Below are 24,331 nucleotides of genomic sequence, written 5' to 3'. Positions count from 1 at the left end.
TGTTTTTACTTTACTCACAGCGGCAGCCAGCTCCTTCCTATCATGAGCGATCATAATAAAGACCTTGGAGCATGCCCCCCGCAGGGCGCGCCCTTAAACTTGGCGGCGGAACGCGGAGGACCATGTTCCAAGGTCAATTTTTCTCTTTATTTTACTGACGAATCAGCTTGTGCTTGTGCATCTTTCAGAACATCGTCAATCTTCTTGCCGTTCAGGTAGTTCTGCATTTCAACAACCAGAATGTCTTCGATTGCGTAAGTGTGCATGCCGTAGTTTACGCTAGGAATTTCGTTCGTCCATTTTGCAAAATCCTGTACGATTTTTTGACCGCCGAAGAATTCGCTAGCAGAAGTGTAAGCTTCACCAGTTGTTGCTGGTTTGTAAGTACCGATTGCACCTACGTCAGTAACGAGTTTTTGGTACAGATCAACATCGGAGCCCAAAGTTGCTTTCAGGAACTCAGCTGCTTTTTCTTTGCCCGGAACGTTCAGAACGTACCACGAGCTGCCGCCAAGGTTAGTTGCATGTACGGAGTTAGGTTGTTTTGCAAGCTTAGGCATTGGAGCGATTGCCCATTTGCCGGATTGCGAAGCTTCGGCTGTGATGGAAGGAGTGAACCAGTTGCCCGTTGGAACCGATGCAGCGTCACCGTTGTTGTAGTTCGCTACGAATTGGCTCCAGTCGGAGTGGATTTTCACGATGTTGGCGTCCATCATGTTTTTGTATACTTCGAAAGCTTCTTTCATTGCAGCGTTGTTTGCAATGTTAGGCGTTTTGCCGTCTTCGTTCAGGTACCAAGAACCAGCGGATTGAATCATCATGCGGATGATGCCGAGATCGTTCGGATCAAGGGAGATCCAGTCCTTGCCTGTAGCTTCTTTCACTTTCTTGCCGATTTCGATGTATTGGTCCCAAGTGATGTCTTGAAGATCATCAATTTTGTAACCGGCTTTCTCCAGGTAGTCCGTTCTTACATATAGACCTGCAACGCCGGAGTCGAATGGAACGCCATAGTATTTGCCGTCAACGCTTGTTGGTCCAAGCTTATAATCAGCGAAGTCAGTTGATTTAATGACGCTGCTCAGATCGTAGAACATATCCGGGTAAGCTTGCAGGAAGCTTTGTGCACGGTAGTCTTCAATAAGTACGATGTTCGGCAGACCTTTAGTCGTACCGGAGCTCATGCCCGTATTCAGCTTTTGAACGATATCGTTCTGAGCATTCTCTATAACATCAATAGTAAGATCCGGGTTAGTAGCCGCATAAGCGTCTTTCGCCAGGTTCATCGCTTTGATGTTAAAGTTAGGATCCCATGCCCAAACGGTAATTTTGCTTGTAGAATCAGCTTTGTCTCCGCCGCTGTTTGCGCCGTTATTCGTGTTGCTGTCCGAGTTGGACGAACAAGCCGACAGAGCGACCGCGCTAAGAGCAAGTACAGTGATTAATTTCTTCACTTTCAAGACCTCCGTATCTGTATGTGTGTTGTAAGCGTTTTCCGTCTTACGATTTTAATGATAGCATTCCCACCATTGCGCTCGTTAGAACGATCTTTACAACGAATTGTCATATTATTATGAGTTGCTTGAAAGTGGTCTATTCGCACTAGGACAATCTTTAGAAATTTGGATCATTATTAGATTGAAGCAGCGGAATCCGGATTTTTACCCGGGTACCCTCCCCTATCTCGCTTGTAATGGTCACGCCGTATTCTTCCCCAAACAACAATTTAATCCGGTCATTTACATTGCGAACACCAATGCCGCTGAACAACTGACGTTTGCTCACCTGCTTAGGAATTCCTCCGTTAATGTTCATGCCATCGCCGTTATCGACAACTTCACAGACCAATGAAGAGCCTTCCTGAGCGACCATAATGTAAATATAACCTTCCGATTTCTCATTAAAAGCATGGAAGAACGCGTTCTCGATAAAAGGCTGGATCATCAGCTTCGGAATCCGGTATTCCAGACAATCCGGCGTAATGAAATAGCTGACGCGAATCCGCTCGCCGTACCGCACCTGATTGATGAATACATAATTCTTCATATTATCCAGCTCTTGCTGTACCGTAATCATTTCGCTGACGTTGCCAATGGCGTTCTGAAGCAGGGAGATCAGCGCATTAATCGTTTCGGCTGCTTTTTCCTTATTGCCCTGCTGCACCATGAATTTAACAGACGCGAGCGTATTATATAGAAAATGAGGATTAATCTGCTGCTGCAGCGCTTCCAGCTCCGCGTTGCGCTGCTGCTTCTGCGTCTCTACAAGCTTGCTGACATAGTCATTCAGCTCATCGATCATCGCGTTAAAAGCAATGCCAAGCTGCCGTGTCTCATAGCTGCCGTCTACCTTCACATGACGGTCGAACTCATACTTGGAGATCGTTGAGATCTGTTTTACAAGCCGGGTCAAAGATTTGGTCATGCGGCTCGAGATTAAGAAAACAATAATAACCGCTGCGGCTATAATGGCCATTACAAGCAAGGCAATCTGCTTCGTATCCGTCAATTGACCCAGGACCTTCTTCTTATCGATAACATTGACCATATACAGATCTAATCCGGCAATATGCTCCGACAAGAGAAGATGGTCCTTGCCCATAATATCGGCATTTTTGTAATCCAGATTCTTCTCATCAATCTCCATGGCATACTGAAGAAGATCGGGAGAACGCTGTCCGATCCAATCATTCCGGTTCGAGGACACAATCGTCCCTCGTTTGTCCATAACGGCTACATCATTCCCGAGACTCGTGTTGCTGTCATAGAACCGGGCGAAGTAAGGCTCGCGTACAGCAAAATACACCATGCCGTAAACCGCGCCGCTTCGGTCAACGAGTGCTTTGGATGCAATGATTGTTGGTTCTATGCCCGGAGTTCCGGAGACTTCCGCATCGTCATAGGAATACATCAACTTGCGGGGTTCGGCGAGCGAACGTTTCGTTATGGGATGGTTCGCAAGCGCGTCATCGGGTACCGGCCAGTATGAACGGTCTGTCGAGTAACGGCGGCCGTTAACACCCGTTACCGTAATCCCTACCTCATAGGCGTCCACACTGGAGCGAATCCGGTTCATCTGCTGTCCCATCTGAAAGTAGCTGCCCACCATGGTGCTCGAGTCGCCGCCTCCCTCCGTCAGAAACTGCCTGATCGTTCCGCTTTGGGCTATTTTGTTCGAGGTAAGGACAATGGAATAATTGAAAGAGTCCATGCCGGTTCTGATCTGCGCGATGATCTTCGAATTCGTAATGCTGAAGGTTTCCATAAAGACGCGTCCGGACACGTTCATCGTCGTCCATGTCGCTGTAATAGATACGGCCACGATGCTCGCCACCATAATGATAAACATCTTGACGAACAAGCCGTTATATTTGAATCGGTCGAGTACATTTCTCAAAGCTATCACTCACTCATCTTAGGGATTGTTGCCGGTAGCGGCTTGGCGATAAGCCGGTATGCTTCTTGAACACTTTGCAGAAATAGCTGTGATCCGAATAGCCGACCATCCCGCTGATCTCCGATATTGAAGCTTCTCCCGCGCGCAGCAGCTCCGATGCTTTCTCCAGTCTCACCCTGTGAAGGTAATCTACAAAGCCTTCGTTATGATGGGTAGAGAAATAGCTCGACAAATACGACGGGTTAAAATGAAAATGCTTTGCCATCTCCGTCAAATTAAGCGACTCTGCATAATGCTCATGAATATAATCGAGCAGCCGCTTCATATTGGCATTGCCGGACTGCTCGGCTTTCTCGGCGATGCAGAGCTTCGCCTCCTCAATAAATTCCGTCAGCAGCTCCGCTGCCGCATTCGCATTCCGGGATTCTTCGATCGCTTTGAAATAATAGTATTTCTTCGTCTCCAGCTGCTGTGTGCTGTAGTTCATATTGCCCAGAAGTACCGTAATATTAAAAATAACGTTGCTTAGGAAGGACTTGAATTCAAATACATCCGTCGTATAGTTCGTTTTGAACAATTCGAGATGCTCGTGCAAATAATCAAACGCCGTGTCAAACCGTTCGCGCTTGAAGGATTCCGTGAAGCTGTTTAGGTTAAAAGGCTCCGCAGCCTGTACCGTTTCCGGGAACTCATGGAACAACAGCAGATGCTTGTCCGGGAAATAAAAGGCGTAGTCCATCATTTTCAGCAGACTGGTCTTGTGCGCTTGCTCAAGCTCGGTAATCGCCGAAAAAGGCTCGCTAACCACAACAGCCACATCCAGCTTCACCTGATCAATGGAGCTGGCCATCGTCCTCCCCCAGTAGGGCAGCAGACTCAGCATCGTATAGTCCAAATTGAGGAGGAGCATAATCATTGGCGCTTCTGCTTTCAGCACATGGTACACCAGCTGATCGGCATGCAATGCCTGCTTGTCCAGTTCATCCAGCATCGTTTGCCGGATCGCATTCACCTGCTCCTTCGAGATCGTCCTCCCGCGCAGATCGACGCCAAGAAGGCAGAAGGCGCTATGAGGAAAATGATCGGCCAGCTCTGTCTTGATCTGCTGGTCGTCCATCTCGTAACCGGATAGCAGCTTCTCTAAGACAAAGTCAAGGGATGGCCCCTGATTCACCGCCTGCTCATCGCCATGTAAAGACGGTATTTTATCGGCAACGGCTTTCAGCACATTCAGCATGTGACCTGTGTCGAGTTTGGGCTTTAATATATAGTCTCGTACGCCACTCTGGAAGGTGGAACGCACGTAATCGAAATCTCCAAAACTGCTAAGGACAATCACTTCAATATCCGGGTATTGCAGCTTGATTTGCCGAGTCAGCTCTTCGCCGTCCATGATCGGCATGACAAGATCCGTCAGCACAATATGCGGCTGCAGCTCCGCGATAAGCTCAAGCGCCTCTTTCCCGTTCGAAGCCTCTCCTACGATCTGAAAGCCTTCCTGCTCCCAATTCATGTAGTGCTTGATGCCTTGCCGTATCAAGGCTTCGTCATCAACAATCAGCAGCTTGCAGTAGTTTGACATGTTGTTCCCCTTTCGCACTTACATATGTAAAGTACATTATAACCGATAAAGCGAGCCGATTTCTTCCCATTATAAAGGGACTGTCCATGTTAGATTTTGGCGAATTATCTGGAAGTTTGCTAGAATCGGGCAACTTTTGCTTCACATATCCGGGGAGGACTTGAATATATTGAATAACAAACCCAAAAAACTGTGCAAGGAGGTGCTCCGAAATGGGTTCAGCAGAAGATAGACTGTTTGTTGTATCTCAGGAGGATTGGTCGCTGCATCGCAAAGGCTACCAGGATCAAGCCAGGCACCAGCAAAAGGTCCGGGAAGCCATCAAACAAAACTTACCCGATCTCGTGTCTGAAGAAAGCATTGTCATGTCTGACGGCAAGCAAGTAATCAAAGTGCCGATTCGGAGCCTTGACGAATTCCGATTTGTGTATAACTACAATAAAAATAAACATGTAGGTCAAGGAGACGGTGACAGCCAGGTCGGCGACGTGCTAGGCGTCGATCCGCAAGCAGCCAAGGGTCCCGGGAAGGGCGAAGGCGCTGGCGATCAGCCCGGCGAGGATGTTATCGAAGCGGAGATCAGTCTGGCAGAGCTGGAGACGATGCTGTTCGAGGAGCTGGAGCTGCCGTTCCTTCGCCAGAAGGATAAGGATCAGCTCGAAACGAAAGAAATCCGGTTCAACGATATCCGCAAAAAAGGCATCATGTCGAACATCGACAAGAAGCGGACGATCATGGAAAACCTGCGGCGTAACGCCACCTCAGGCACGCCGGGCATCCACGGCATCTCGCCGGATGACCTGCGCTATAAAACCTGGGAGGAAATTGTGCGTCCTCAGTCGAATGCGGTTATTCTCGCCATGATGGATACGTCAGGTTCCATGGGATCCTTCGAGAAGTACGTCGCCCGTTCGTTCTTCTTCTGGATGACCCGCTTCCTGCGGCATCAATACGAGAAAGTCGAAATCGTATTCATAGCGCATCATACCGAGGCCAAAGAAGTAACCGAAGAAGAATTCTTCACCCGCGGCGAAAGCGGCGGCACGATCTGCTCGTCTGCTTATATCAAAGCGCTCGAGATTATCGACAGCCGGTTCTCGCCAAGCATGTACAACATCTACCCGTTCCACTTCTCCGACGGCGACAACCTGACGAGCGACAACGAACGCTGCGTCAAGCTGATCGGCGAGCTGCTCAAGCGCTCCAACCTGTTCGGCTACGGCGAAGTGAACCAGTACAACCGCTCGAGTACGCTCATGTCCGCGTATAAGCATATTAACATGAACCATTTCATGTACTACGTCATTCGCGAGAAAGGCGAAGTATATAACGCCCTGAAGTCGTTCTTCCGCAAGCGGGAAGGCGTTGTAGGGTAAAGAATAATACCTGCTTCATAAATTCAACTTAAACTAAGCTGACACCAATTAACAGTTGGGGTCAGCTTAGTTTTCTTTATAATGGAATGATGTATATCTTTGTAAAATCAGTTAAGTCATCATGTTTTCTTTAAACTAATTTAATAATCATTTTTAAAAAATACATGGAATAAGCCACCTGATTCATTTGGCACTAGGTTGGGTATAAAAAAAGACCTTGAAAATTGTCGTCCCCCAAGCTCGCTTTTCCATTACTATCCTTGAACTTTATTGTATAAGCTCTATATCTATTAGATTTATTTACTATTTGTGCATCTTTCAAAATAAGCTGCCTAATGGCATCCTATTTACTGTATTTTGTACCGATATTCCTTACTCTTCGACTAAATTGCTGTCTACCCCATCTAAATAATCTCTTTTCTCAAGATCCCAAGGTTCAATCATCTTAATAGAACTCAATGGAGCTAAAAGCCTTGTATCATCACCAGCATCATGTGGCATAATAACTATAACATTATTAAAATAATAATAATCTAAATATATCCCTATTACATTTGAATTATCGAGAAAAGTTAGCTTAATTCCTCGATTTAAATAACCTTTCATAAATATCTCCTGATTTTGCAATTGGAATCATACTCTCCTTAAAATGTTCTATGATTAAGTCTGTCCTACTAAACTCTTATCTCCAGCTGTCCAATCGAAATAGAAAATCCCTTCATTAGTCCAAACTTGAATCTCATACGTATATGCTCGAAAAAAAAGGATTATGTCTAAATCCCAACTCCGCGTTCCCCTTTCCAGCTCTTGTCCAAAGTCGCGGATCTTCTTCCTTGCATCCAGCTACCTATCTGGTAAGCCCCATAGCTTTGCAAAAGAATCAGTACAGGCACAAAATCCAGCCTGTAACGCGGCTGATTCTCGACGAGCAAATGCGCTCCGACATAGAGCAGCAACAGGAACAGGTACAACAAAACCTCACCCCCGTCGTTGCCCGTTCTCCATAAAGCTATCATACTGACAACGCCAAAAGCGCACATCAGCGCATACATAGGACCTTCCCATTGATTTAGCTTTTGCTCCAGCTCCCACTTGTCCAGTCCCCGCAAGCTCCAATAAGGGGAGGAATCCGGAGAACCCCACATGGTGACAAGCTTCCTGCCGAGGAGTGCCGTCAGCTCAGACTTGTTTTCAAGACGCTCTTTGATTTTGGAAAGCTCAGCCTTGTGACGCTCTTCACCAAATGCATATTGCTTTGTGTAGTTGGCATCTTCTAAATTCCAACTGCCGTTCTTCTCCGCATTAAGGCCAACCATAAACTTCCAATATTTATCTCCGTCAAATAACGAATGCTGGGTGACACCGGACGAGATCAGTGTAGTGCTGGCAAGCAGCTGAACCAAGTAATACATAACAATTACGGCACCAAGCTTGCCCGCCGTTACGGCTGCCTGCCTTTTTATAGGCCCACGCCATTGCTGCCCTATTATTAATAGTACAAACAAAACAACGCCTGCCAAATACACAATCCCAACTGGACGTATAAGATGACCAAGACCTATAGCTAACCCGGCCAACAGCCAGTAGCTAACCGAATCTTTCCCCCTTAACAGCAGGAGACTTCCTAATAAAAATAAAAACACCGATAAATGCTGGTTTGTTAACACCGAACACATGATGATATTCGGAATATAAAAGAGATACACCATTGCAGCAATTCTGCCGCAGCTCTCATGAAACACCTTTGAGGCTGAAAGATATAGAGCAACCGCCGTCCCGATGCTGAACAAGGCATTTAACAGCTTAAAAATAATTAGATGATTGCCAAACAGCTTAATGACTGCCGCTTCATACATCGTAAAGCCAAGCTGATAAGGGAAGCTGATATAGTAGGCCGAATCGCTGAAAGCAAAATTCCCCGAGGCCGCTTCTTGAGCCGCCGTATACATAAAGAGGAAGTCCGATTCCGGCGATGCCGGATTCCATATGATCCAAGCCACCCGGCAAGCCAATCCAAGCAAGAGGAATACGATAAGGAACATTTTCCGGCTCAAACGAGTGGTAGCCCAATGGATAACGAGCAAAGTTACAACTACGGTTGCAACCAACGCTGTGATCATTTTCCATGCGGAATCATAGATACCCCAGGTGTTTGCGAAGGATGAGATGAAGATGGTCAGAAAAAATAGTCCGCCGGCTGCAGAAAGAATACGTGTGCGAAAAGTCATAGTCACTCCTATCCAGTTTATGTCATTTAAATAGGTTACCATATTTTTCTTCCTCTGAGTATAATTTCATGGCACTACTTTCATTAGGTGAAAATTTTAATCCTCCTTAATAAATGTTCGCCTATACCCCTCACTGCTCTCTCTCATACGTTATATGGTACCTGCCTAAATGATTGGACTGCATGCAATGTAAGTATAGTCACTAACGTATAAGGAGTTGGATTCGTGAAATCCAAGACACAGCTTACGGGGCGAGTAATCTTTAAAGGTGACCCGGGTTACGATGCGGCGCGCAAGAACTGGGATCCCCATACGGACCGTTTTCCCAAGGTATTTGTATTTGCTCAAAAAACACGAGATGTAGCAAACGCCATCAAATGGGCACGCAAAAATAATGTCCCTATTCGGCCAAGAAGCGGCAGACATGCACTGGAAACCAATCTTTCACAGGTTAACGGAGGCATCGTTATCGACGTCAGCGAAATGAAAAAAATTACGCTGAATAAAAAATGCAGAACAGCTGTGGTAGAATCAGGAAATCAGGTAGGCAGAATCGTGGATACGCTTGCGCGGCAAGGGTTTATTGCCCCCTTTGGTGACAGTCCATCCGTTGGGATTGGCGGAATAACGCTTGGCGGGGGCATCGGTCCGCTCCAACGGACGACAGGTTTGATCAGCGATAATCTGCTTGCGGTTGAGATGGTTGATGCGAAGGGCAGAGTGATCCGGGCGAGCAAAAAACGCAACTCCGATCTTCTCTGGGCTTCCCGCGGAGGTGGCGGCGGTAACTTTGGCGTATACACCAAATATAAATTCAAAGTGCGGCGTGCTCCGGTCAAGGCTACCGTATTCAGCGTAACCTGGCCATGGGACCAGTTCGAAGCGGTCGTGAAGAGATGGCAAAGGTGGGCTCCCGGCACCAGCACCAAGCTTGGCAGCGAGTTATCCGTCGGTCCAAAAAAAGGCGGCAACGTCAGTATGCTAGGCCTGTATCTTGGCTCTAAAACAGACGCTCTCCGCTATTTAGCGCCTATTCTAAGCGTTGGAACTCCTACGAAAAAAACGATCAAGTATCTCCCGTACCTGGAAGCCACGAAATTTCTGTTAGCTCCCGATCCGGTGCTTACTCAAAAATACAGCAACCAGTTCTCCAGCGGCTTTGGCAATCGTCCTTTCCCTGACAAAGCCTATAAAACGATGCGCAAGTTCTTGGAGAAGGCTGAGGCGGGAACGCCAGCCGGATTCTACTTCCTCAACTGGGGTGGAGCTATACGCAAAATCGCCCCTAAAGCTACTGCCTTCTATTGGCGCAAACCGCAATTCTATGTCGAGTGGAACAGCTCATGGGTGAAGCCGTCTCATGCAGCCAGAAATATAGCGTTGGCTCGGAATACCCGCACGAAGCTGCAGCCTTATATCGTTGGCTCGTATATCAACGTGCCAGACCAAGGCATTAAATGCTCAGGTCCGGTCTACTATGGCAAAAACTATCCTAGACTGCGCAGAGTCAAAGCGAAATACGATCCACAAAATGTATTTAATAATCCGCAGAGCATTCCGCCTGCCAAATAAATAAAACAGCGGCAGACCAGGACTTGAAGTCTTGGACTGCCGCTGTTTCTTAATGTTCATTTAAAACTCCGCTCCGCGCACTTTCGAGAAAATCATCGTATCCCGCAGCGAGCCGTCATTTGCGCATTTGTGACTACGCATTACGCCTTCGAGCGTAAAGCCCGATCGCTCGGCTACTTTGGCACTGCGCTGGTTACGGGCGTCACAATGAATCTCAATCCGATTCGCCTCCAGCACTTGAACGGCAAAGCTCGTAATGGCTTCCACCGCCTCCGTTATGTACCCTTGTCCCGCATAAGAAGTCCTCGCCCAATAACCGATTTCGAATGAACGAGCCTGCCAATCCATCCGATGGAGGCCGCTGCTGCCGACTAGCTGTCCTGTCTCTTTATGAAACAACAGAAGTCTGAGATCAGTCCGCGCCAGAAACTCCAATCGGGATTTCCGTATACTAATCTCGGATTCTTCAATGGTAGGAGCATCTTTTGCCCAAGGCATCCACGGCCGCAGCTCCTCCAGGCTTTCGATGACTGCCTCATTAACCGCTGTTCCGTCTCCATATAATGGAGCACGAATGATAAGCCGGACACTTTCAAAGCTTTCAGGAATCGTCATCAGGATCGGATTTACACCAGTTTGACTCACATTACCGCCCCTCTCTCGTAATTCCAATTAGATTGCCTTCTATTTTTATACAATTATAATCTTCTGCCGTATTCACCCGCAATGATTGCTTTCGCTTCGAGATTCGGTTATTAGGAGAAACAGCTTCACCGTTAGCTGCGCCATATCCCTCTCTTCAGGGCATATTCTGCCCACAAAAAAAGGCCGGTCCCGATAACAGGCCCAACCTTATACTTTCTATTTCTATTAGCTTCTGACCTCAAGCCGTCCTTTAAAAAACAATTCCGCCGATTCTACGTCATCCATCTCGCCGTCTAAAATCCGCTTCACGTCATCCAGCGTTTCATAGAGCGACAGCCACTCGCCGGATTTCTCCGTATAAGGCTCCGAGACAAAAAACGGCTGCGCAAGATAGGCTTCCAGTCGCTCTCCCCGCTTGTATAACGGCACATCGGACTCTGCTATTTTTCCAAGACCATGCACTTGTACCAGTGATCTCAGCTCTCTGTAACGTCGAAGCAGCTTACGCGACCGCTGTTGGACCGCAAGATGGGCGGCATCCAAATAATTGCCTTCTGTAATCGTCGAGGTGGAGATGATAGGATCAATCGCAGGATAAATGCCGCGGCTGATTAAATCCGAATCGAAACGCCAAAGCGTGTCCAGCGGGCCATAAGCTTCTGAAACAGACTCATCAGCAGCCTCGCATGCCATATCTACAAGTGCAGCCGTGATGGGTCTGGCTCCCGCCTCTTTCAGGCTTTCCCATAACGAAAAGAGTTCTCCCGACAGAACCGCGCTGCGGTCTACGCCAAGCAAAATATCTTTCTCCTCGCGGAGATTGACGATCTGATTGTACACTTCTTCTCTTGTGGAGAGGACAAATCCGGACTGTGCTTGGACATGGTTAATCCCTGAAGTATCTGTACCCGGATCCCAGAAAATCGTGGCGTACCCGCGTTTGTTCATCCGGTGCATCAATTCCGCTAATAACACAAGCTGCCCCATATTAGGTCTGGCTACAAATCCAACCGTACCGCCCCGAACAACCGGTGCGAGCAAATCCAGCGCCTTAATCCCCGTTTCAATCATCCTCATCCCGCTCCCTCTAATTATGAGTTCATCAAGACTACATCCTGCTAATGTGGCTAATGCGACCAGCGTACGAACTTCCGCACGGCCAACCGGAATCTTCCCCGTGCAAAGATTTGATACGGTTGCTGCTCTTAGACCAGCCTTCTGTGCCGCTGAAGTCAGATTGGGAACCAGGCGGCGTAATAGCGGAACGTTAAGCTGTAACTCCACATCCATTTTTTAGCACCTCCTTACTCTATATAGTAATCATAATTACTTTAAAGCGCAACAATAAATGGTGAAAATGTTGAACGCCAGCTAACCCACACGCTTGCTGCTTCCTTTTTTTTACAAGATATAATCTATCATTTATGCTACGATAGACTCGAATTAATAGAATACATATCCAATTGGAGGCGCCTACATGTTGAATCAAGAGCAAGTGGCTGAAGGGTATTTTGGAGAGTTTGGCGGCAGCTTTGTTCCGCCGGAGCTGAAGGAAGTACTGGACTATTTAAGCGCGCAATTCAACAAGTTTAAGGATGACCCGGAATTTAAAGAAGAGCTCAACTATTATCTCAAAGAATATGTCGGACGCGAGAATCCGCTCACTTACGCGGAGCAATTAACAAACGCCTGGGGCGGCGCGAAAATCTACCTGAAACGTGAAGACCTGAATCATACCGGCGCTCACAAAATCAACAACGTTGTTGGACAGATTCTGCTTGCCAAACGGATGGGGGCAAAACGCGTCATTGCTGAGACTGGCGCCGGTCAACACGGCGTAGCAACCGCTACGGCTTGTGCGATGTTCAACATGGACTGCGTCATCTACATGGGTGCGGAAGATACACGCCGTCAGGCGCTGAACGTATTTCGGATGGAGCTTCTTGGCGCTACCGTTGTACCGGTAGACAAAGGTCAAGGCCGCCTGAAGGACGCCGTTGACGAAGCGCTGAACGATCTGGTTGCCAACTATAAAAATACATTCTATCTGCTGGGTTCGGCGGTTGGTCCGCATCCTTTCCCTACGATGGTGAAGCATTTCCAATCGATCATTAGTGAAGAATCTAAACGTCAGATTTTGGCCAAAGAAGGCCGTCTTCCGGATGCCGTTATCGCCTGCGCAGGCGGCGGAAGCAACGCCATTGGCGCATTCGCTCATTACATAGACGAACCATCCGTACGCCTCATTGGCGTTGAACCCGATCAAGCACCAACATTGACGGAAGGCGTTCCTGGCATGATTCATGGCTTCAAATGCCTCGTCCTGCTGGACGAGGAAGGCAATCCAAGAAAAACGTACTCCATTGCAGCCGGCCTTGACTATCCGGGTATCGGTCCTGAGCACAGCCATCTGAAGGTCAGCGGGCGGGCGGAATACGTAACGATAAGCAATGAAGAAGTCCTTGCAGCTTTCCAGGAGCTGTCCCGTATCGAGGGCATCATCCCTGCACTCGAAAGCGCGCATGCGGTTGCTCATGCGAAAAAGCTTGCGCCAACGATGAGCAAGGACCAGATCATCATTATTAATCTGTCCGGCCGCGGCGACAAAGACGTCGAGCAAGTGTTCCACATGCTGAACAAGTAATCGCAAGCCTGCAGCTCCTGCCCATCGGCAGGGCTGCTTTTTTTTGGCTGCCCGTAAGCGTATACTGGGGTTATGCTTTTTGTAAGTCAGCAGCTACAAAGCTTATGCTTACGAAGTTAGAATCATCACGAACAGTCTAATCCTAGCTGTTTGTGTGATCATTCTTTTTGTGGGAGGTACATAATTGATGAGTTATGAATCGTATTTTGCAGAACGTAGAGAGCAGCAGCTGGGTGAGCTTAAAGAGTTTTTGACCATTCCAAGCATTTCGGCGCTGTCTGAGCATAAGCAGGACATGATCAAAGCCGCTGAGTGGGTGGCAGGCAAACTGGAGTCGGCAGGTCTTGAGAACGTAAAAATTCATCAGACCGCCGGTCACCCGATCGTTTATGCCGAGCATCTTCATGCACCGGGTAAACCGACTATTCTGGTATACGGTCATTATGATGTACAGCCGGTTGATCCGCTTAATCTGTGGGAGACGCCGCCATTTGAACCAACAGAACGGGACGGCAAGCTGTATGCGCGCGGAGCTACGGATGATAAAGGTCAGGTATTCCTGCACATTAAAGCGATTGAGGCATTGCTGAAGCAGGAGCAACAGCTTCCTGTAAACGTGAAATTCTGCATCGAAGGCGAAGAGGAAATCTCGAGTCCAAACCTGCTTACTTTCCTGAACGAGCAGCAAGAAATGCTGGCGACGGACGCCGTTCTTATCTCGGATACTTCCTTGATCGAAAAAGGCAAGCCTGCCATTTCCATCGGCCTGCGCGGACTATGTTCGCTTGAAGTTTCTATTCAGGCTTCCAATACGGATCTGCATTCTGGCACCTACGGAGGCGGCGTTCCAAACGCGCTTCATGCCATGGTTGAGCTGCTCGCTTCCCTTCATGACAAGCAGGGACGTATTACAGTGGAAGGCTTCTACGAAGGTGTTCCCGAGCTGACGGCTGCCATGCATGAGGAGTTTGAAAAGCAGAACTTCAATGAAGAGCAGCTCAAAAAAACGCTTGGACTCAGCACGACATACGGTGAAGAAGGCTATACGTTTGTCGAACGGACTGGTGCCCGTCCAACGCTGGAGCTGAATGGGGTTTGGGGCGGCTTCCAAGGCGAAGGCACGAAGACGGTTATTCCGAAAGAAGCGCATGCGAAGATTACGTGCCGCCTGGTCGGCCAGCAGGATCCGCAGCGGATTCTGGATGCGATCATCGCGCATCTTCATGCGAATGTTCAGCCGGGAGTTACGCTAAAGGTTAAGCCGGGCGAGAAAGCCCGCGCCTTCGATATGGATCCATCCATCCCGCTTCTGCAAACGGCAGCGGACGCTTATGAAGCGGTATACGGCACTCGCGCGTTGTTCACCAAAGACGGCGGCTCCATTCCGATCGTCGAGACGTTCTCCCGCCAGCTGTCTGCACCTGTTATTATGATGGGCTTTGGCTTGCCGGATGAGAATCTGCATGCTCCAAACGAGCACTTCAACCTCGAGAACTTCGACAAAGGGCTCCTCACGATTGTGGAGTTTTTGAAGAGAGTGTAACTAGCTTTTAGGGGGAATTTATGAATCCCTTAACCTTAATAGGAGTCTTTGCAGTAATCATGTCCATGCTGCAAATGACCATTCCAAATATCATCTTGAGTCTGAAGCCTACAGGGGTCAGAACAGTAAAAGCAGCAAGAATGGAGGGTACATTACCCTCCCAGCCGGTACCGTTTATTAATCGTAAGTTTGGTTATATAGAGGGCGATCCGCTAAATTCCTATATTGTACGGAATACAGGATATTTGGCTTAATGGGTACGTTGCCGGATAATATGTTGTACAGAGTGCAGCATATTTCGTTGATGTTAGCCTAGATAAGCTATTTTACTCTCAATATCCGGCACAACGTGCAGGATATTGAAGGCAACTGGGCTGATAAGCACCAATATGCTGCAGAAAGTGCAACGAAGGCGATAAGCGGCATCTCGAGCATAGTGCCAACATACGCAAAATGCCCGTAAAGACAGCTTTACGGGCATTTTTAAAGGCAGCCCGGACGGGCTGCCTTCTTTTTATAGATTATTCAAACGCGGGAAGCGCAATGTCACTATAGTTATCGTCAAGGAATTTTTTCACCTCTGGACCAGTCATTCGCTCTGCGAGCTTCTGAATAGCGGGTGAGTCCACATTGTCTTCGCGTGCTACAAGCGTAATAACAAAGTCTGAATCTTTGCCTTCAGTAATCAGAGCATCATTCTTTGGTGTTAAGCCCAGCGGCTTCGCGTAAGCCGGTGTCATGAGAACCATATCCACGTCATCGATGACGCGGGCGAGCATAAGCAGATCGACCTCCTGGAACTTGAACTTATGCGGATTATCAACGATGTCGGCCTGTGTTGCTTTGATGCCAACGCCTTCTTTCAGCTTAAGCAAGCCGTTGTTCTCCAGCATCAGAAGCGAGCGTCCGATATTGGACGGGTCGTTCGCAATCGCGATCGTTGCGCCGTCCGGAAGATCCTCAATTTTTTTATACTTTTTCGAATAGCCGCCGTATACCGCATTATAGATCGCTTTGACCGGCACCAGCGTCCCCTTGTTTGTTGCATTAAAATCATTCATATACGGAACATGCTGGAAGAAGTTCGCATCTACCTCTTTATGTTGAAGAGCCGTATTCGGCTGAACGTTATCCGACAGCGTCACAATTTCGAGGTTAATGCCGTCCTGCTTCAGCAAAGGCTTAACCAGCTCCAGGATTTCACTCATTGGCGGAATAAGCACGGCTACCTTCAGGTTTACTTCCTGCGCGTCTTTTCCTTCATTTGCTGCCTGATTGTTCTGCTTGTCTGCATTATTATTTTGACCGCATCCTGCGACAATCGCCACAAGAAGTGCGAGCATGACGAGCCACGTTATTTTCCTTCTCACTTTCCATTCCTCCCGCTTTATCTATCCGGCTTGCTTATTATCTCTCTATGCCAAATTCGGCAGTCAGCCGCCTGTAAGACCATAGTCTAAGCGAGTCCCATTCATAAATCAATCTAGAGATTCGCACGCACTGTTCGCAATTTGGAATATGAAATATAATTGATTAAAACGTTTCTTTCAGAAACGTGATTCAAAAGCATCAGCAAACGTTACTGAAAGAAACGTGCTTCGAAAGCATTAGCTTAAACGTTTCTGAAAGAAACGTGCTTCGGAAGCATACGCTAACGTTTCTGAAAGAAACGTGCTTCGAAAGCATTAACTTAAACGTTTCTGAAAGAAACGTACTTCGGAAGCATACGCTAACGTTTCTGAAATAAACGTGCTTCGAAAGCATTAGCTTCTCGACAGGCTTGGGATGGAGGAAACATACAATGTCATTTACAGAGCAAGAAGTCGAACTATTAAGCCGCCAGCTCCCGTTATGGGTCGAGGCAAGCAAAGTACGATCCGCCTACGGCAAGACAGCCTCCTATATTCCGGAGCTGGCAAAAGCTCCTCAGCATGCGCTTGGCATTCATTTGATCGATACGACCGGAACCGCTGTTTCGAGCGGCGACTGCAGTCTTTCTTTTACCATGCAGAGTATCTCTAAAGTATTTACGCTTATTCTCGCTTTAATGGACAACGGCGAAGAAGCCGTGTTTCAAAAGGTTGGCATGGAGCCTACCGGCGATAACTTCAACTCCATGCTGAAGCTGGAGCTTGTCCGTCCCGGCATTCCGTTTAACCCGCTCATTAACGCAGGTGCAATCGCCATCTCTTCCCTAATTCACGGCAAGGACTCGGCTGAAAAATCTTCGCGCATCCTTTCCTTCTTCCAAGCGCTTGCCGGCAATGACACCTTAACCTATGACATGGATGTGTACCGGTCGGAATCAGACACGGCTAATCTGAACCGGTCGATGGCTTACCTGCTAAAGGATAACGGTGTTCTCGAAGGGCAGGTAGAGGAGGTACTGGACGTCTACTTCCACCATTGCTCGATTCAAGTTACATGCAGCGATCTCGCTCGAATGGCCCTTGTCCTGGCTAACAATGGTACCGATCCGGTAACGGGGGTTACCCTAATCCCTCGCCGTTATGTGCAAATAGCGAAGACCTTCATGATCACATGCGGGATGTACAATGCTTCCGGGGAATTCGCGATACAGGTTGGTCTACCGGCAAAAAGCGGCGTATCCGGCGGGATTCTGACCATGGTGCCGGGCAGGCTAGGCATAGGGGTTGTTGGTCCTGCGCTAAATGTAAAAGGCAACAGCATTGCAGGTGTTCATCTGCTTGAGACAATCTCCCGCGAACTGGACTGGAGCTTATTCTAAACGGAATTAACCGGATGTGAACCCCCTACTGACTATCGAAAACAATAAGACCCTGCGAGGGTCATATCTCCCCATTCATAGCTGCTGCTTTGTTATCTGGGTGCACATTCCTGCTCGCTTAAGATCCCTGAAGGACCTTAAGTATCCGGCAACGTGGCTGCTTTGCGAGGTTAAGGTCCCTCAGGGACCTTAAGTTCCGGAAAACGAGCAAATTCTGCTCATCTGGTGGACCTTCCTGCTCGCTTAAGGTCCCTGAAGGACTTTAAGTACCCGGTAACGTGGCAGCTTTGAGAAGTTAAGGTCCCTGAGGGACCTTAACTGCCGAAAACGAGCAAATTCTGCTCATCTGGTGCACATTCCTGCTCACTTAAGGTGCCTGAAGGACCTTAATGTCAAATAAATAAAGGTGTACGGAGTCCGAGTTCAAAACTCGTTCCGTACACCCTTCTTCCAATTACAGCTCACGCATAAAATCCTCAATATCTTTATCCGCCTTGGACTGATTGCACTCATTGCAGGCACATACACAGTTATCCGGTGTCGTGTGGCCGCCTTTTGCCCGCGGAAGCATATGGTCGATCGTATCGCCATATTGCCCGCAGAAATGGCAGGTGTAATTGTCTCTCGTCAGGATATAGCTTCGAAAATCCTTGTTGCTGAACAAACGCCGGATTGTTGTCCGGTTCACAATAACAGCTGCCCGTTCGTTCACGAGCGTAACGGCAAGCTCCAGCTCAATCTCCTGATGCCAGCGCCGTCCTTTATCGGTCTTGCCGCGCATCCAGACCGTCCCTTTGCGCGTCGTCCTCAGCAGACTGACATCCGACGGCGAATAATTCGCCGGCAGCGGACGGGGACGCGGTTTCCCGCTTCCTCCGGCACCCCGCGCCGAAGACTTTAGCGGTCTCGGACGCTTTGGTGCTGCAGGAGCGGTTGCTATTGCAGGCTCAGATGCCACTGTTGGTACCGCAGCCGTAACAGAAGCTTGGCTGACAGACTCGGCTGCCGCCAGCTCGGGTACGGATATTGGCGCAGCCGGCTTACCTGCCGACTGGTCCGCATCTGCAGCATGCAACATAACAGCCGGCGTTATCCGGCCACGCTGCTTCCGGCAGGTACGGCAGGCACCGCGGCGCGATCCCGTTCCTGAGCGCCGGCCTGTACGACGAAGAAAATCCGTTTCCGGCTTTTGCTCCAGACAATGCACGCATTGCTTATATCGAGTAGTTTGCAAGTTATCGGTCATCGGTAGCAGCGGGTGCATCACACCCGTCCTTCACCCCATTACCCTTAATAATTACAGCTTCATCCGATAAATCGGTTTATTTTCCAGTCCGCGAACAACAGGCGTCCATGGCTCGCTTTCCGGGGTTGTCTGCAGGGCATCCTCAACCATTTGCAGCTTGGCATCCATCGCATCGATGTGATGCAGCGCCACGGCTTCCGCCGTCTGCGGCTGAACGGGACTCCCCCACTCTCCCAGATTATGATGAGACAGCACCATATGCTGCAATCCCAGCACTTTTTCCGAGTCCAAATGAATATTGCAGCGGATGGCCGCCTCCGTAATCCATGTCGATGCCAGCGAAATATGTCCCATCAGCTTGCCCGAAAGACTATAGTCGGATACGATGCCAAGCTGCGCAATCATCTCCTCCGGCTTAGCAATATCGTGAAGAATGATGCCGGCTTTGAGCAGATCGGCGTTCAGGAACGGCCGCTGCTTGCACAGAAACTCCCCGATCTCCAGCATTCTCGCCATATGGTAAGCAAGACCGGCAAAATAAGCATGATGATGAGTCTTTGCCGCCGGATAATGCGTTAGTTTCTCTTCCACCTTCGCCACGCAATAGGTGACAATCGCCTGAATCTCTGGATCTTTAATGCTATCTTTCGCTTGATTTATCGTGTCGATAAGATCATCTGAAGCAACTGGCGCCGAACGAATGAAGTCTGTAAGCGTAATACCGTCTTCCGGTACAGCCGGACGCATCCGCGAAATCTTGATCTGCAGCTTCTCCCGGTACAAATGGACATTCCCCTGAATCTTGACCAGTCCCATAGGGAAAAAGGTTTCCTTGTCCTGCTGCGAGACATCCCAGAACTTGGCTCCCAGCTGCCCGCTGGCATCAGCCAAAACGATATCGAAATAATCCTTTGGCGTTGTTGCGTTCGTTTGTTTCACATCCAGCTCCTTCAGCAGATAGAAGCCGGTGAAGTCGTCCTGATTGCGAAGATCCTTAATTTGCGTCATTCGTGTTCCTCTCTCCAACTGCCCGCAGCATTGCTGCAAAAACACTGTTACGAGCCCATGATGCTTCTATTATACTATGAAAGCGTTCATCGCGGCGCGAAAAAGAAAGAGGCTGCCGCAGGACCATATGGTCTTGCGGCAGCCTCTGCCGTTACAGCATGGTTATTCTACAGCTTCCGCAGGTGCCGAAGCCGCTGGTGTTTCCGGAGATTCAGGAGCTTCAGGGTCTACCTCGCCGTTATCCTTATGAGCCTCCACAAATTGATGAGCCTCGTACAGAATGGCTGCCGCCTCAGCGCGGTTTACAACTTGCTGCGGGTGGAAATTGCCGTCAGCATCAAGCGATACGATCTTGTACAGCAGCGCGCGCTGGATCGTTCCCTGATAATCGACGGTAATATCCTTCTCATCCTGGATATTGATGTACATCTTAATAAGCGGATATTGACCGGTCTTCTCCAGTGCCTGCACCAGATAATGAGCGAATTGCTCTCTCGTCAGCGGCTTCGCAGGATCAATGTCGGCAGGCAGATCCAGCCCGTTATGGTGTGCGATAACGAAGCTTTCCGCGTACCAGGCATCATTTTTCACATTGGTGAAAAAGCCTTCCGCGGTTGGAGCTTCCTTGAAATCAATCGCCGCAAGGCTTAATTGCATCGCCCGGACGATCAGCTCGACGCCTTGCGCGCCCGTGAGATTCTCTTCCGGATTGAACTCCGATGAAGATACCCCTTTTACAATGCCAAGCTCCTGCAGCGCTTCAATTTGTGCTCTGCTGCTTGTGCTTGCTATGTCCGTGAAGCTGGAATTGTCAGCGGCCAAAGCCTGCCCGGATACTGCTCCGAACAATACAGCGGCGGAAATCGCCGCAGCGGTTATGCGTTTTTTCATTCTGTATGTCCTCCTTCATCCTCTAGGCTGAGTTGTTGAACAACTGTTCATAGTCTTGGACGAAGGCTCGGCGGGAAATGTTGCTAGAAGCTGATTTTCTGTTCCGGCTTTTTGACCGCCATCATCCTCATATATACATACAGCAGGGTAAAACCGACCATACCGATCAGAGCCATGCCTGTTCCAGCCCAATAAATCGCCTGCGGTCCTGCTTGCTGAAACAGATATCCGCCAAGAAACCCTGATGCGATACCCGACAATCCGCCCCATGTAAGCGCATAGACCGCCTGCCCCGAAGCCCGCAGCTCACTTGGAACAATCATCGCCGTCAGCTGCGTGCCGATATAATAGAACGCTCCGAAGGTAAGGCAGTGCAGCGCCTGGATATAGATGATCTGCTGCGCATCGCCCGCTCCCGCCATCAGAAACCAGCGAAGCCCATACAACACACTGACGAGAATAAGGCAGCTGACCATCGTCCGGACATTTTTGGACAAGTAACGGTCAAGTAGCAGAAATACCGGAATTTCAAAGATCGACGACAGAAAAGCCGACCAGCCCACCAGATCCGCTTTACCGCCAAGCTCTGCCATGTACAGCGCGATAAATGTTGTATTCATCGAGTTTGGTATCGACAGAAGAAGCCCAATAACAAGAAACACCAGGAACACACGGTTGCCAAGCATCTGCCGGTAATTCACGCCCTCTGACGTCTTAGGAGAGGAGCCGCGCGGAAGCGTAAAGGCAAATCCGATGGCTACGAGCATCATAACGGTATAGACGATCCATAACCGGCCAATGCCGATCTGCCCCAGAATTGGCCCTGTAGCAAGCGCGAGCATCGCCCAGCCGCATGATCCCCACAACCGGAACGCACCAAACTTATGGCGCGTCCCTTCGATACTGTTCAGGATGAGACTGTTGCTCTGCGAAAATAACGGCATTTGGAAAAAGAAAAACAGAAGCATGCAGCCAAAAATAAACGTGTACGAATCGCTTAAAAAGACAAGCTGCATCGCGACAAGATTGCCCGCCAGCATCAGAATGAGGATAAGCCTTATGTTCCGGGTTCTGTCACTCAGAAAGCCCCATAACGGATTCGCGATTAGAGACACTATCGGACCGCCTGCCATCAGTGCCCCGATCTTCAAGGGAGAAATTCCGATGGACTGCAAATAAAGCGCAAAAAACGTACTGTATATCGCTATCGTGCCATAACTGAAAAAATTAAACGCCTTGATGAAGCGAAAGCTTAACTTCGCTTCCCTGCCTTCTATTTCACTCATGTTGTCCACCACCGCTTTCAACAAAGCTTAGACGGGAATGGCCGTAGAGTTGGAACCGGCGATCACTTCCTCCGCTGTCACTTCACGGCCGAGCTCATCCGATAAATAAATCCCCTCGCTGATCAGCATCGTACGCAGCGCAATAGCCGCCGTCGGCAATAACGGAACACGTCCCTGCAGAGCCGCAATCCAGTGATGCTGCGAGGAGTCGTACGCATCTTCATTCTCACGGATCCGGTGCCAGCGGAGATCCATCATATCCAGGTCAATCGTGCTGTCCAGGTCCATGTCGCACACCGTGCTGTGGTAGCTGAATCGCTGCGTTGCTTCTCCCGGCATTCCGTTCGGGAGCCTTACGCCTCCCTCCGATCCAAGGATGCTGCTTCCTTCAAATCCGCCCAAATGAACGGACCAGGCTTCAATCAAATCCAGCGTCAAGCCGCCAGTGAAGCGGATAAAGCCGGTTGCCAGCTCTTCCACGTTAAACCCGCTGCTTGTTTTTCGCTCCTCCAGCATGGCCATCTCCTGATACACCTTACCCGAGATGCGTTCCACCTCCGGATTGCCAAGCAAATAAAGCAGCTGTGCAATATGGTAGACGCCCATATCAAGCAGTGCACCTCCCGCAGCCGTCTCCTTGCGGGTGAAATACGGCGTCCCGTAACCGTCTACGTACGGACGGTTCCTCCGGCGGAATCCGGTGGAACGGGCATGGTACAGCCTGCCCAGCTTGCCGCCGTCAATCAAGGTTTTCGCCGCTTTCGTATCTTTTCCGTACAGCGTGAACAGCTGAATATGCAGCAGCTTGCCCGTCTTCTCCGCAGCCTCCAGCATCTTCCGGCCATCTTCATATGTACCCGCTATCGGCTTCTCACAATACACATGCTTGCCGGCATGCAGAGCAGCAATCGTCACCGGCTCATGGAAGTTATTATGCAGACAGACATCAACAGCCACGATATCTTCACGCTCAAGCAGCTGGCGGTAATCCGAATAGACATGCGCAATTCCGTACTGCTCCGCCACGCGCCTTGCCTCAGACTCGTTCACATCGCAGACCGCAACAATTTCAACGCCGGTAATCGAAAGGTATTTCTCAATATGCTGTTTGCCGATCTGACCGACGCCAATAATCCCGATTTTGATCGTTTCCATCAGGCTTCACTCCTTACGTCAGCCTCGTCAGCAAGCAGCTTCTTGACCATGCCAAGCAGTCTCTCTGTCTCCAAATACTGCCGCTTTGGCGCATTATATTCGATTCCCCAATAACCCTTATAGCCTGCATCCTTCAGGGTTGTAATCGTATTCAAGGCATTGCCTGAAACGGCAGTCCCTTCATCAAAATGAGTATGGTATGCCCATGGCGCAACCAGCCTGTCGCCTTCCTCCTGGTCGGCTCTCCAACGTCCAAGATGGACAAGGAAGCCAAAGGCCGGATGATCAACGGCTTCAGCGATCCGCTTCATTTCGCGGGGCAGCAAGGATGCGCCCATATGATTCTCCGGGCCGATGAGGAAGCCGTTATCGGAAGCAAACTGCGCAAACTCCCGGTACGTCCTGACCGTATAGTCCAATTGCTCTTCGCTCATCGTCTCAACGTCATGATAGCTGCCGCCTGTATCTATACGGACGGTCTTCGCCCCGAGAATAACCGAAGCGCGCAGATGGACAAGCGCATTCTCATAAAGACGCTTTCTGATCTCCGGGTCCGGATCCCACAGATGAGCACCGTCAACGGCAAAATTAACTACCGACATTTCCTTCTCATCCAGCGCCTCGCGGATCTTGCGGATATAACTCTCCTCGGCAAGCCGGTAGATCGGCCCTGTGCTGCGGTCGATAAAGAAGCCGTTCCATAGATCGGCAACATCCAGCTTGTAGCGATATTTTACCGTTTCCAAATAACCGAATACATCCATCTTGCCTTCCAAATTCGTGTTGTTGAACGAATAGCCTCCAATTGATACGTTCACGATTCCTCACTCCCGCTGATCAATATGTCCATCCCTATCCATTATAGTCCTTGATTTGCGTGAAATAGGGTTATTTTTTTGCGGCAGGTGGGGGAAATTTCTATCGTTACAAAAGAGAGAAACCGGAATCGTTCTCGATCATGAATGCGCTTTAAACGAAATCGACAGCTTTCTGTACGCTTTAGGTGTTGG

General features: G+C 49.2%; 20 protein-coding genes. 6 read left to right on the top strand and 14 right to left on the bottom strand.

Annotated features, from left to right (window positions below):
* Positions 1–146 precede the first annotated feature (146 nt).
* The 3 genes from BM200_RS12140 to BM200_RS12130 all read right to left on the bottom strand — a co-directional run bounded on the left by BM200_RS12140 (position 147) and on the right by BM200_RS12130 (position 4,978).
* Complete coding sequence (locus tag BM200_RS12140) at positions 147–1,454, bottom strand: ABC transporter substrate-binding protein (protein WP_091185526.1); 1,308 nt, start codon at positions 1,452–1,454, stop codon at positions 147–149.
* A 160-nt stretch (positions 1,455–1,614) separates the two neighbouring features.
* Complete coding sequence (locus tag BM200_RS12135; RefSeq protein WP_175532839.1) at positions 1,615–3,396, bottom strand: sensor histidine kinase; 1,782 nt, start codon at positions 3,394–3,396, stop codon at positions 1,615–1,617.
* A 13-nt stretch (positions 3,397–3,409) separates the two neighbouring features.
* Complete coding sequence (locus BM200_RS12130; protein ID WP_091185522.1) at positions 3,410–4,978, bottom strand: response regulator transcription factor; 1,569 nt, start codon at positions 4,976–4,978, stop codon at positions 3,410–3,412.
* A gap of 212 nt (positions 4,979–5,190) precedes the next feature.
* Here BM200_RS12130 and yhbH point away from each other — a divergent pair, with 212 nt between their 5' ends.
* Positions 5,191–6,354: a sporulation protein YhbH gene (yhbH, locus tag BM200_RS12125; protein ID WP_091185520.1), complete on the top strand. Its 1,164-nt coding sequence runs from the start codon at positions 5,191–5,193 to the stop codon at positions 6,352–6,354.
* Positions 6,355–6,726: 372 nt separating this feature from the next.
* Here yhbH and BM200_RS12120 read toward each other — a convergent pair whose 3' ends face one another.
* Together BM200_RS12120 and BM200_RS12115 are read right to left on the bottom strand one after the other, a co-directional pair.
* Positions 6,727–6,960, bottom strand: a complete 234-nt coding sequence (locus tag BM200_RS12120; RefSeq protein WP_139230782.1) for a hypothetical protein — start codon at positions 6,958–6,960, stop codon at positions 6,727–6,729.
* A 167-nt stretch (positions 6,961–7,127) separates the two neighbouring features.
* Complete coding sequence (locus BM200_RS12115; protein WP_175532838.1) at positions 7,128–8,582, bottom strand: ArnT family glycosyltransferase; 1,455 nt, start codon at positions 8,580–8,582, stop codon at positions 7,128–7,130.
* 225 nt (positions 8,583–8,807) lie between these two features.
* On the opposite strand from BM200_RS12115, the gene BM200_RS12110 reads away from it, so the two are divergent.
* Positions 8,808–10,154 carry an FAD-binding oxidoreductase gene (locus tag BM200_RS12110; RefSeq protein ID WP_091185512.1) on the top strand — a complete coding sequence of 449 codons (1,347 nt, stop codon included), beginning with the start codon at positions 8,808–8,810 and terminating at the stop codon, positions 10,152–10,154.
* Positions 10,155–10,214: 60 nt separating this feature from the next.
* Here the strand turns inward: BM200_RS12110 and BM200_RS12105 are convergent, their stop codons facing one another.
* Positions 10,215–10,799 carry a GNAT family N-acetyltransferase gene (locus tag BM200_RS12105; RefSeq protein WP_245772987.1) on the bottom strand — a complete coding sequence of 195 codons (585 nt, stop codon included), beginning with the start codon at positions 10,797–10,799 and terminating at the stop codon, positions 10,215–10,217.
* Between the two features lie 225 nt (positions 10,800–11,024).
* Positions 11,025–12,089, bottom strand: coding sequence for a P-loop NTPase family protein (locus BM200_RS12100; RefSeq protein WP_091185511.1), 1,065 nt, complete (start codon positions 12,087–12,089; stop codon positions 11,025–11,027).
* Positions 12,090–12,276: 187 nt separating this feature from the next.
* On the opposite strand from BM200_RS12100, the gene trpB reads away from it, so the two are divergent.
* From trpB to BM200_RS12085, 3 genes are all read left to right on the top strand, one after another.
* Positions 12,277–13,443, top strand: coding sequence for a tryptophan synthase subunit beta (trpB, locus tag BM200_RS12095; protein WP_091185508.1), 1,167 nt, complete (start codon positions 12,277–12,279; stop codon positions 13,441–13,443).
* A gap of 187 nt (positions 13,444–13,630) precedes the next feature.
* The gene (locus BM200_RS12090; protein WP_091185506.1) at positions 13,631–14,986 is read left to right on the top strand and encodes a dipeptidase; all 1,356 of its coding nucleotides are present in this window, start codon (positions 13,631–13,633) and stop codon (positions 14,984–14,986) included.
* Between the two features lie 20 nt (positions 14,987–15,006).
* Positions 15,007–15,240, top strand: a complete 234-nt coding sequence (locus tag BM200_RS12085; protein ID WP_091185504.1) for a hypothetical protein — start codon at positions 15,007–15,009, stop codon at positions 15,238–15,240.
* 267 nt (positions 15,241–15,507) lie between these two features.
* Here the strand turns inward: BM200_RS12085 and BM200_RS12080 are convergent, their stop codons facing one another.
* Entirely contained in the window at positions 15,508–16,329 is an 822-nt protein-coding gene (locus BM200_RS12080; protein WP_425434568.1) for a MetQ/NlpA family ABC transporter substrate-binding protein, read from the bottom strand.
* Positions 16,330–16,787: 458 nt separating this feature from the next.
* Here BM200_RS12080 and glsA point away from each other — a divergent pair, with 458 nt between their 5' ends.
* A complete protein-coding gene (glsA, locus tag BM200_RS12075) occupies positions 16,788–17,735 on the top strand; it encodes a glutaminase A (protein WP_091185500.1) in 948 nt (315 codons plus the stop codon).
* Between the two features lie 454 nt (positions 17,736–18,189).
* Here the strand turns inward: glsA and BM200_RS12070 are convergent, their stop codons facing one another.
* From BM200_RS12070 to BM200_RS12045, 6 genes are all read right to left on the bottom strand, one after another.
* Entirely contained in the window at positions 18,190–18,999 is an 810-nt protein-coding gene (locus tag BM200_RS12070) for an HNH endonuclease (RefSeq protein ID WP_245772986.1), read from the bottom strand.
* Between the two features lie 33 nt (positions 19,000–19,032).
* On the bottom strand, positions 19,033–19,989 hold the full coding sequence (locus tag BM200_RS12065) for a 3'-5' exoribonuclease YhaM family protein (RefSeq protein WP_091185498.1): 957 nt from the start codon (positions 19,987–19,989) through the stop codon (positions 19,033–19,035).
* A gap of 162 nt (positions 19,990–20,151) precedes the next feature.
* Complete coding sequence (locus BM200_RS12060) at positions 20,152–20,880, bottom strand: S-layer homology domain-containing protein (protein WP_091185496.1); 729 nt, start codon at positions 20,878–20,880, stop codon at positions 20,152–20,154.
* Positions 20,881–20,963: 83 nt separating this feature from the next.
* Positions 20,964–22,166, bottom strand: a complete 1,203-nt coding sequence (locus BM200_RS12055; protein ID WP_245772985.1) for an MFS transporter — start codon at positions 22,164–22,166, stop codon at positions 20,964–20,966.
* A gap of 27 nt (positions 22,167–22,193) precedes the next feature.
* Entirely contained in the window at positions 22,194–23,321 is a 1,128-nt protein-coding gene (locus tag BM200_RS12050) for a Gfo/Idh/MocA family protein (protein ID WP_091185491.1), read from the bottom strand.
* A complete protein-coding gene (locus tag BM200_RS12045) occupies positions 23,321–24,139 on the bottom strand; it encodes a sugar phosphate isomerase/epimerase family protein (RefSeq protein WP_091185489.1) in 819 nt (272 codons plus the stop codon). Before BM200_RS12045 ends, BM200_RS12050 begins: the two co-directional genes overlap by 1 nt.
* Between the last annotated feature and the right edge of the window lie 192 nt (positions 24,140–24,331).

The sequence above is a fragment of the Paenibacillus catalpae genome, from assembly GCF_900112695.1.
GTDB classification, from domain to species: domain Bacteria; phylum Bacillota; class Bacilli; order Paenibacillales; family Paenibacillaceae; genus Pristimantibacillus; species Pristimantibacillus catalpae.
The sequence above is the reverse complement of the archived record's forward strand: the minus strand, read 5'-3'. Positions and strand labels throughout refer to the sequence as shown.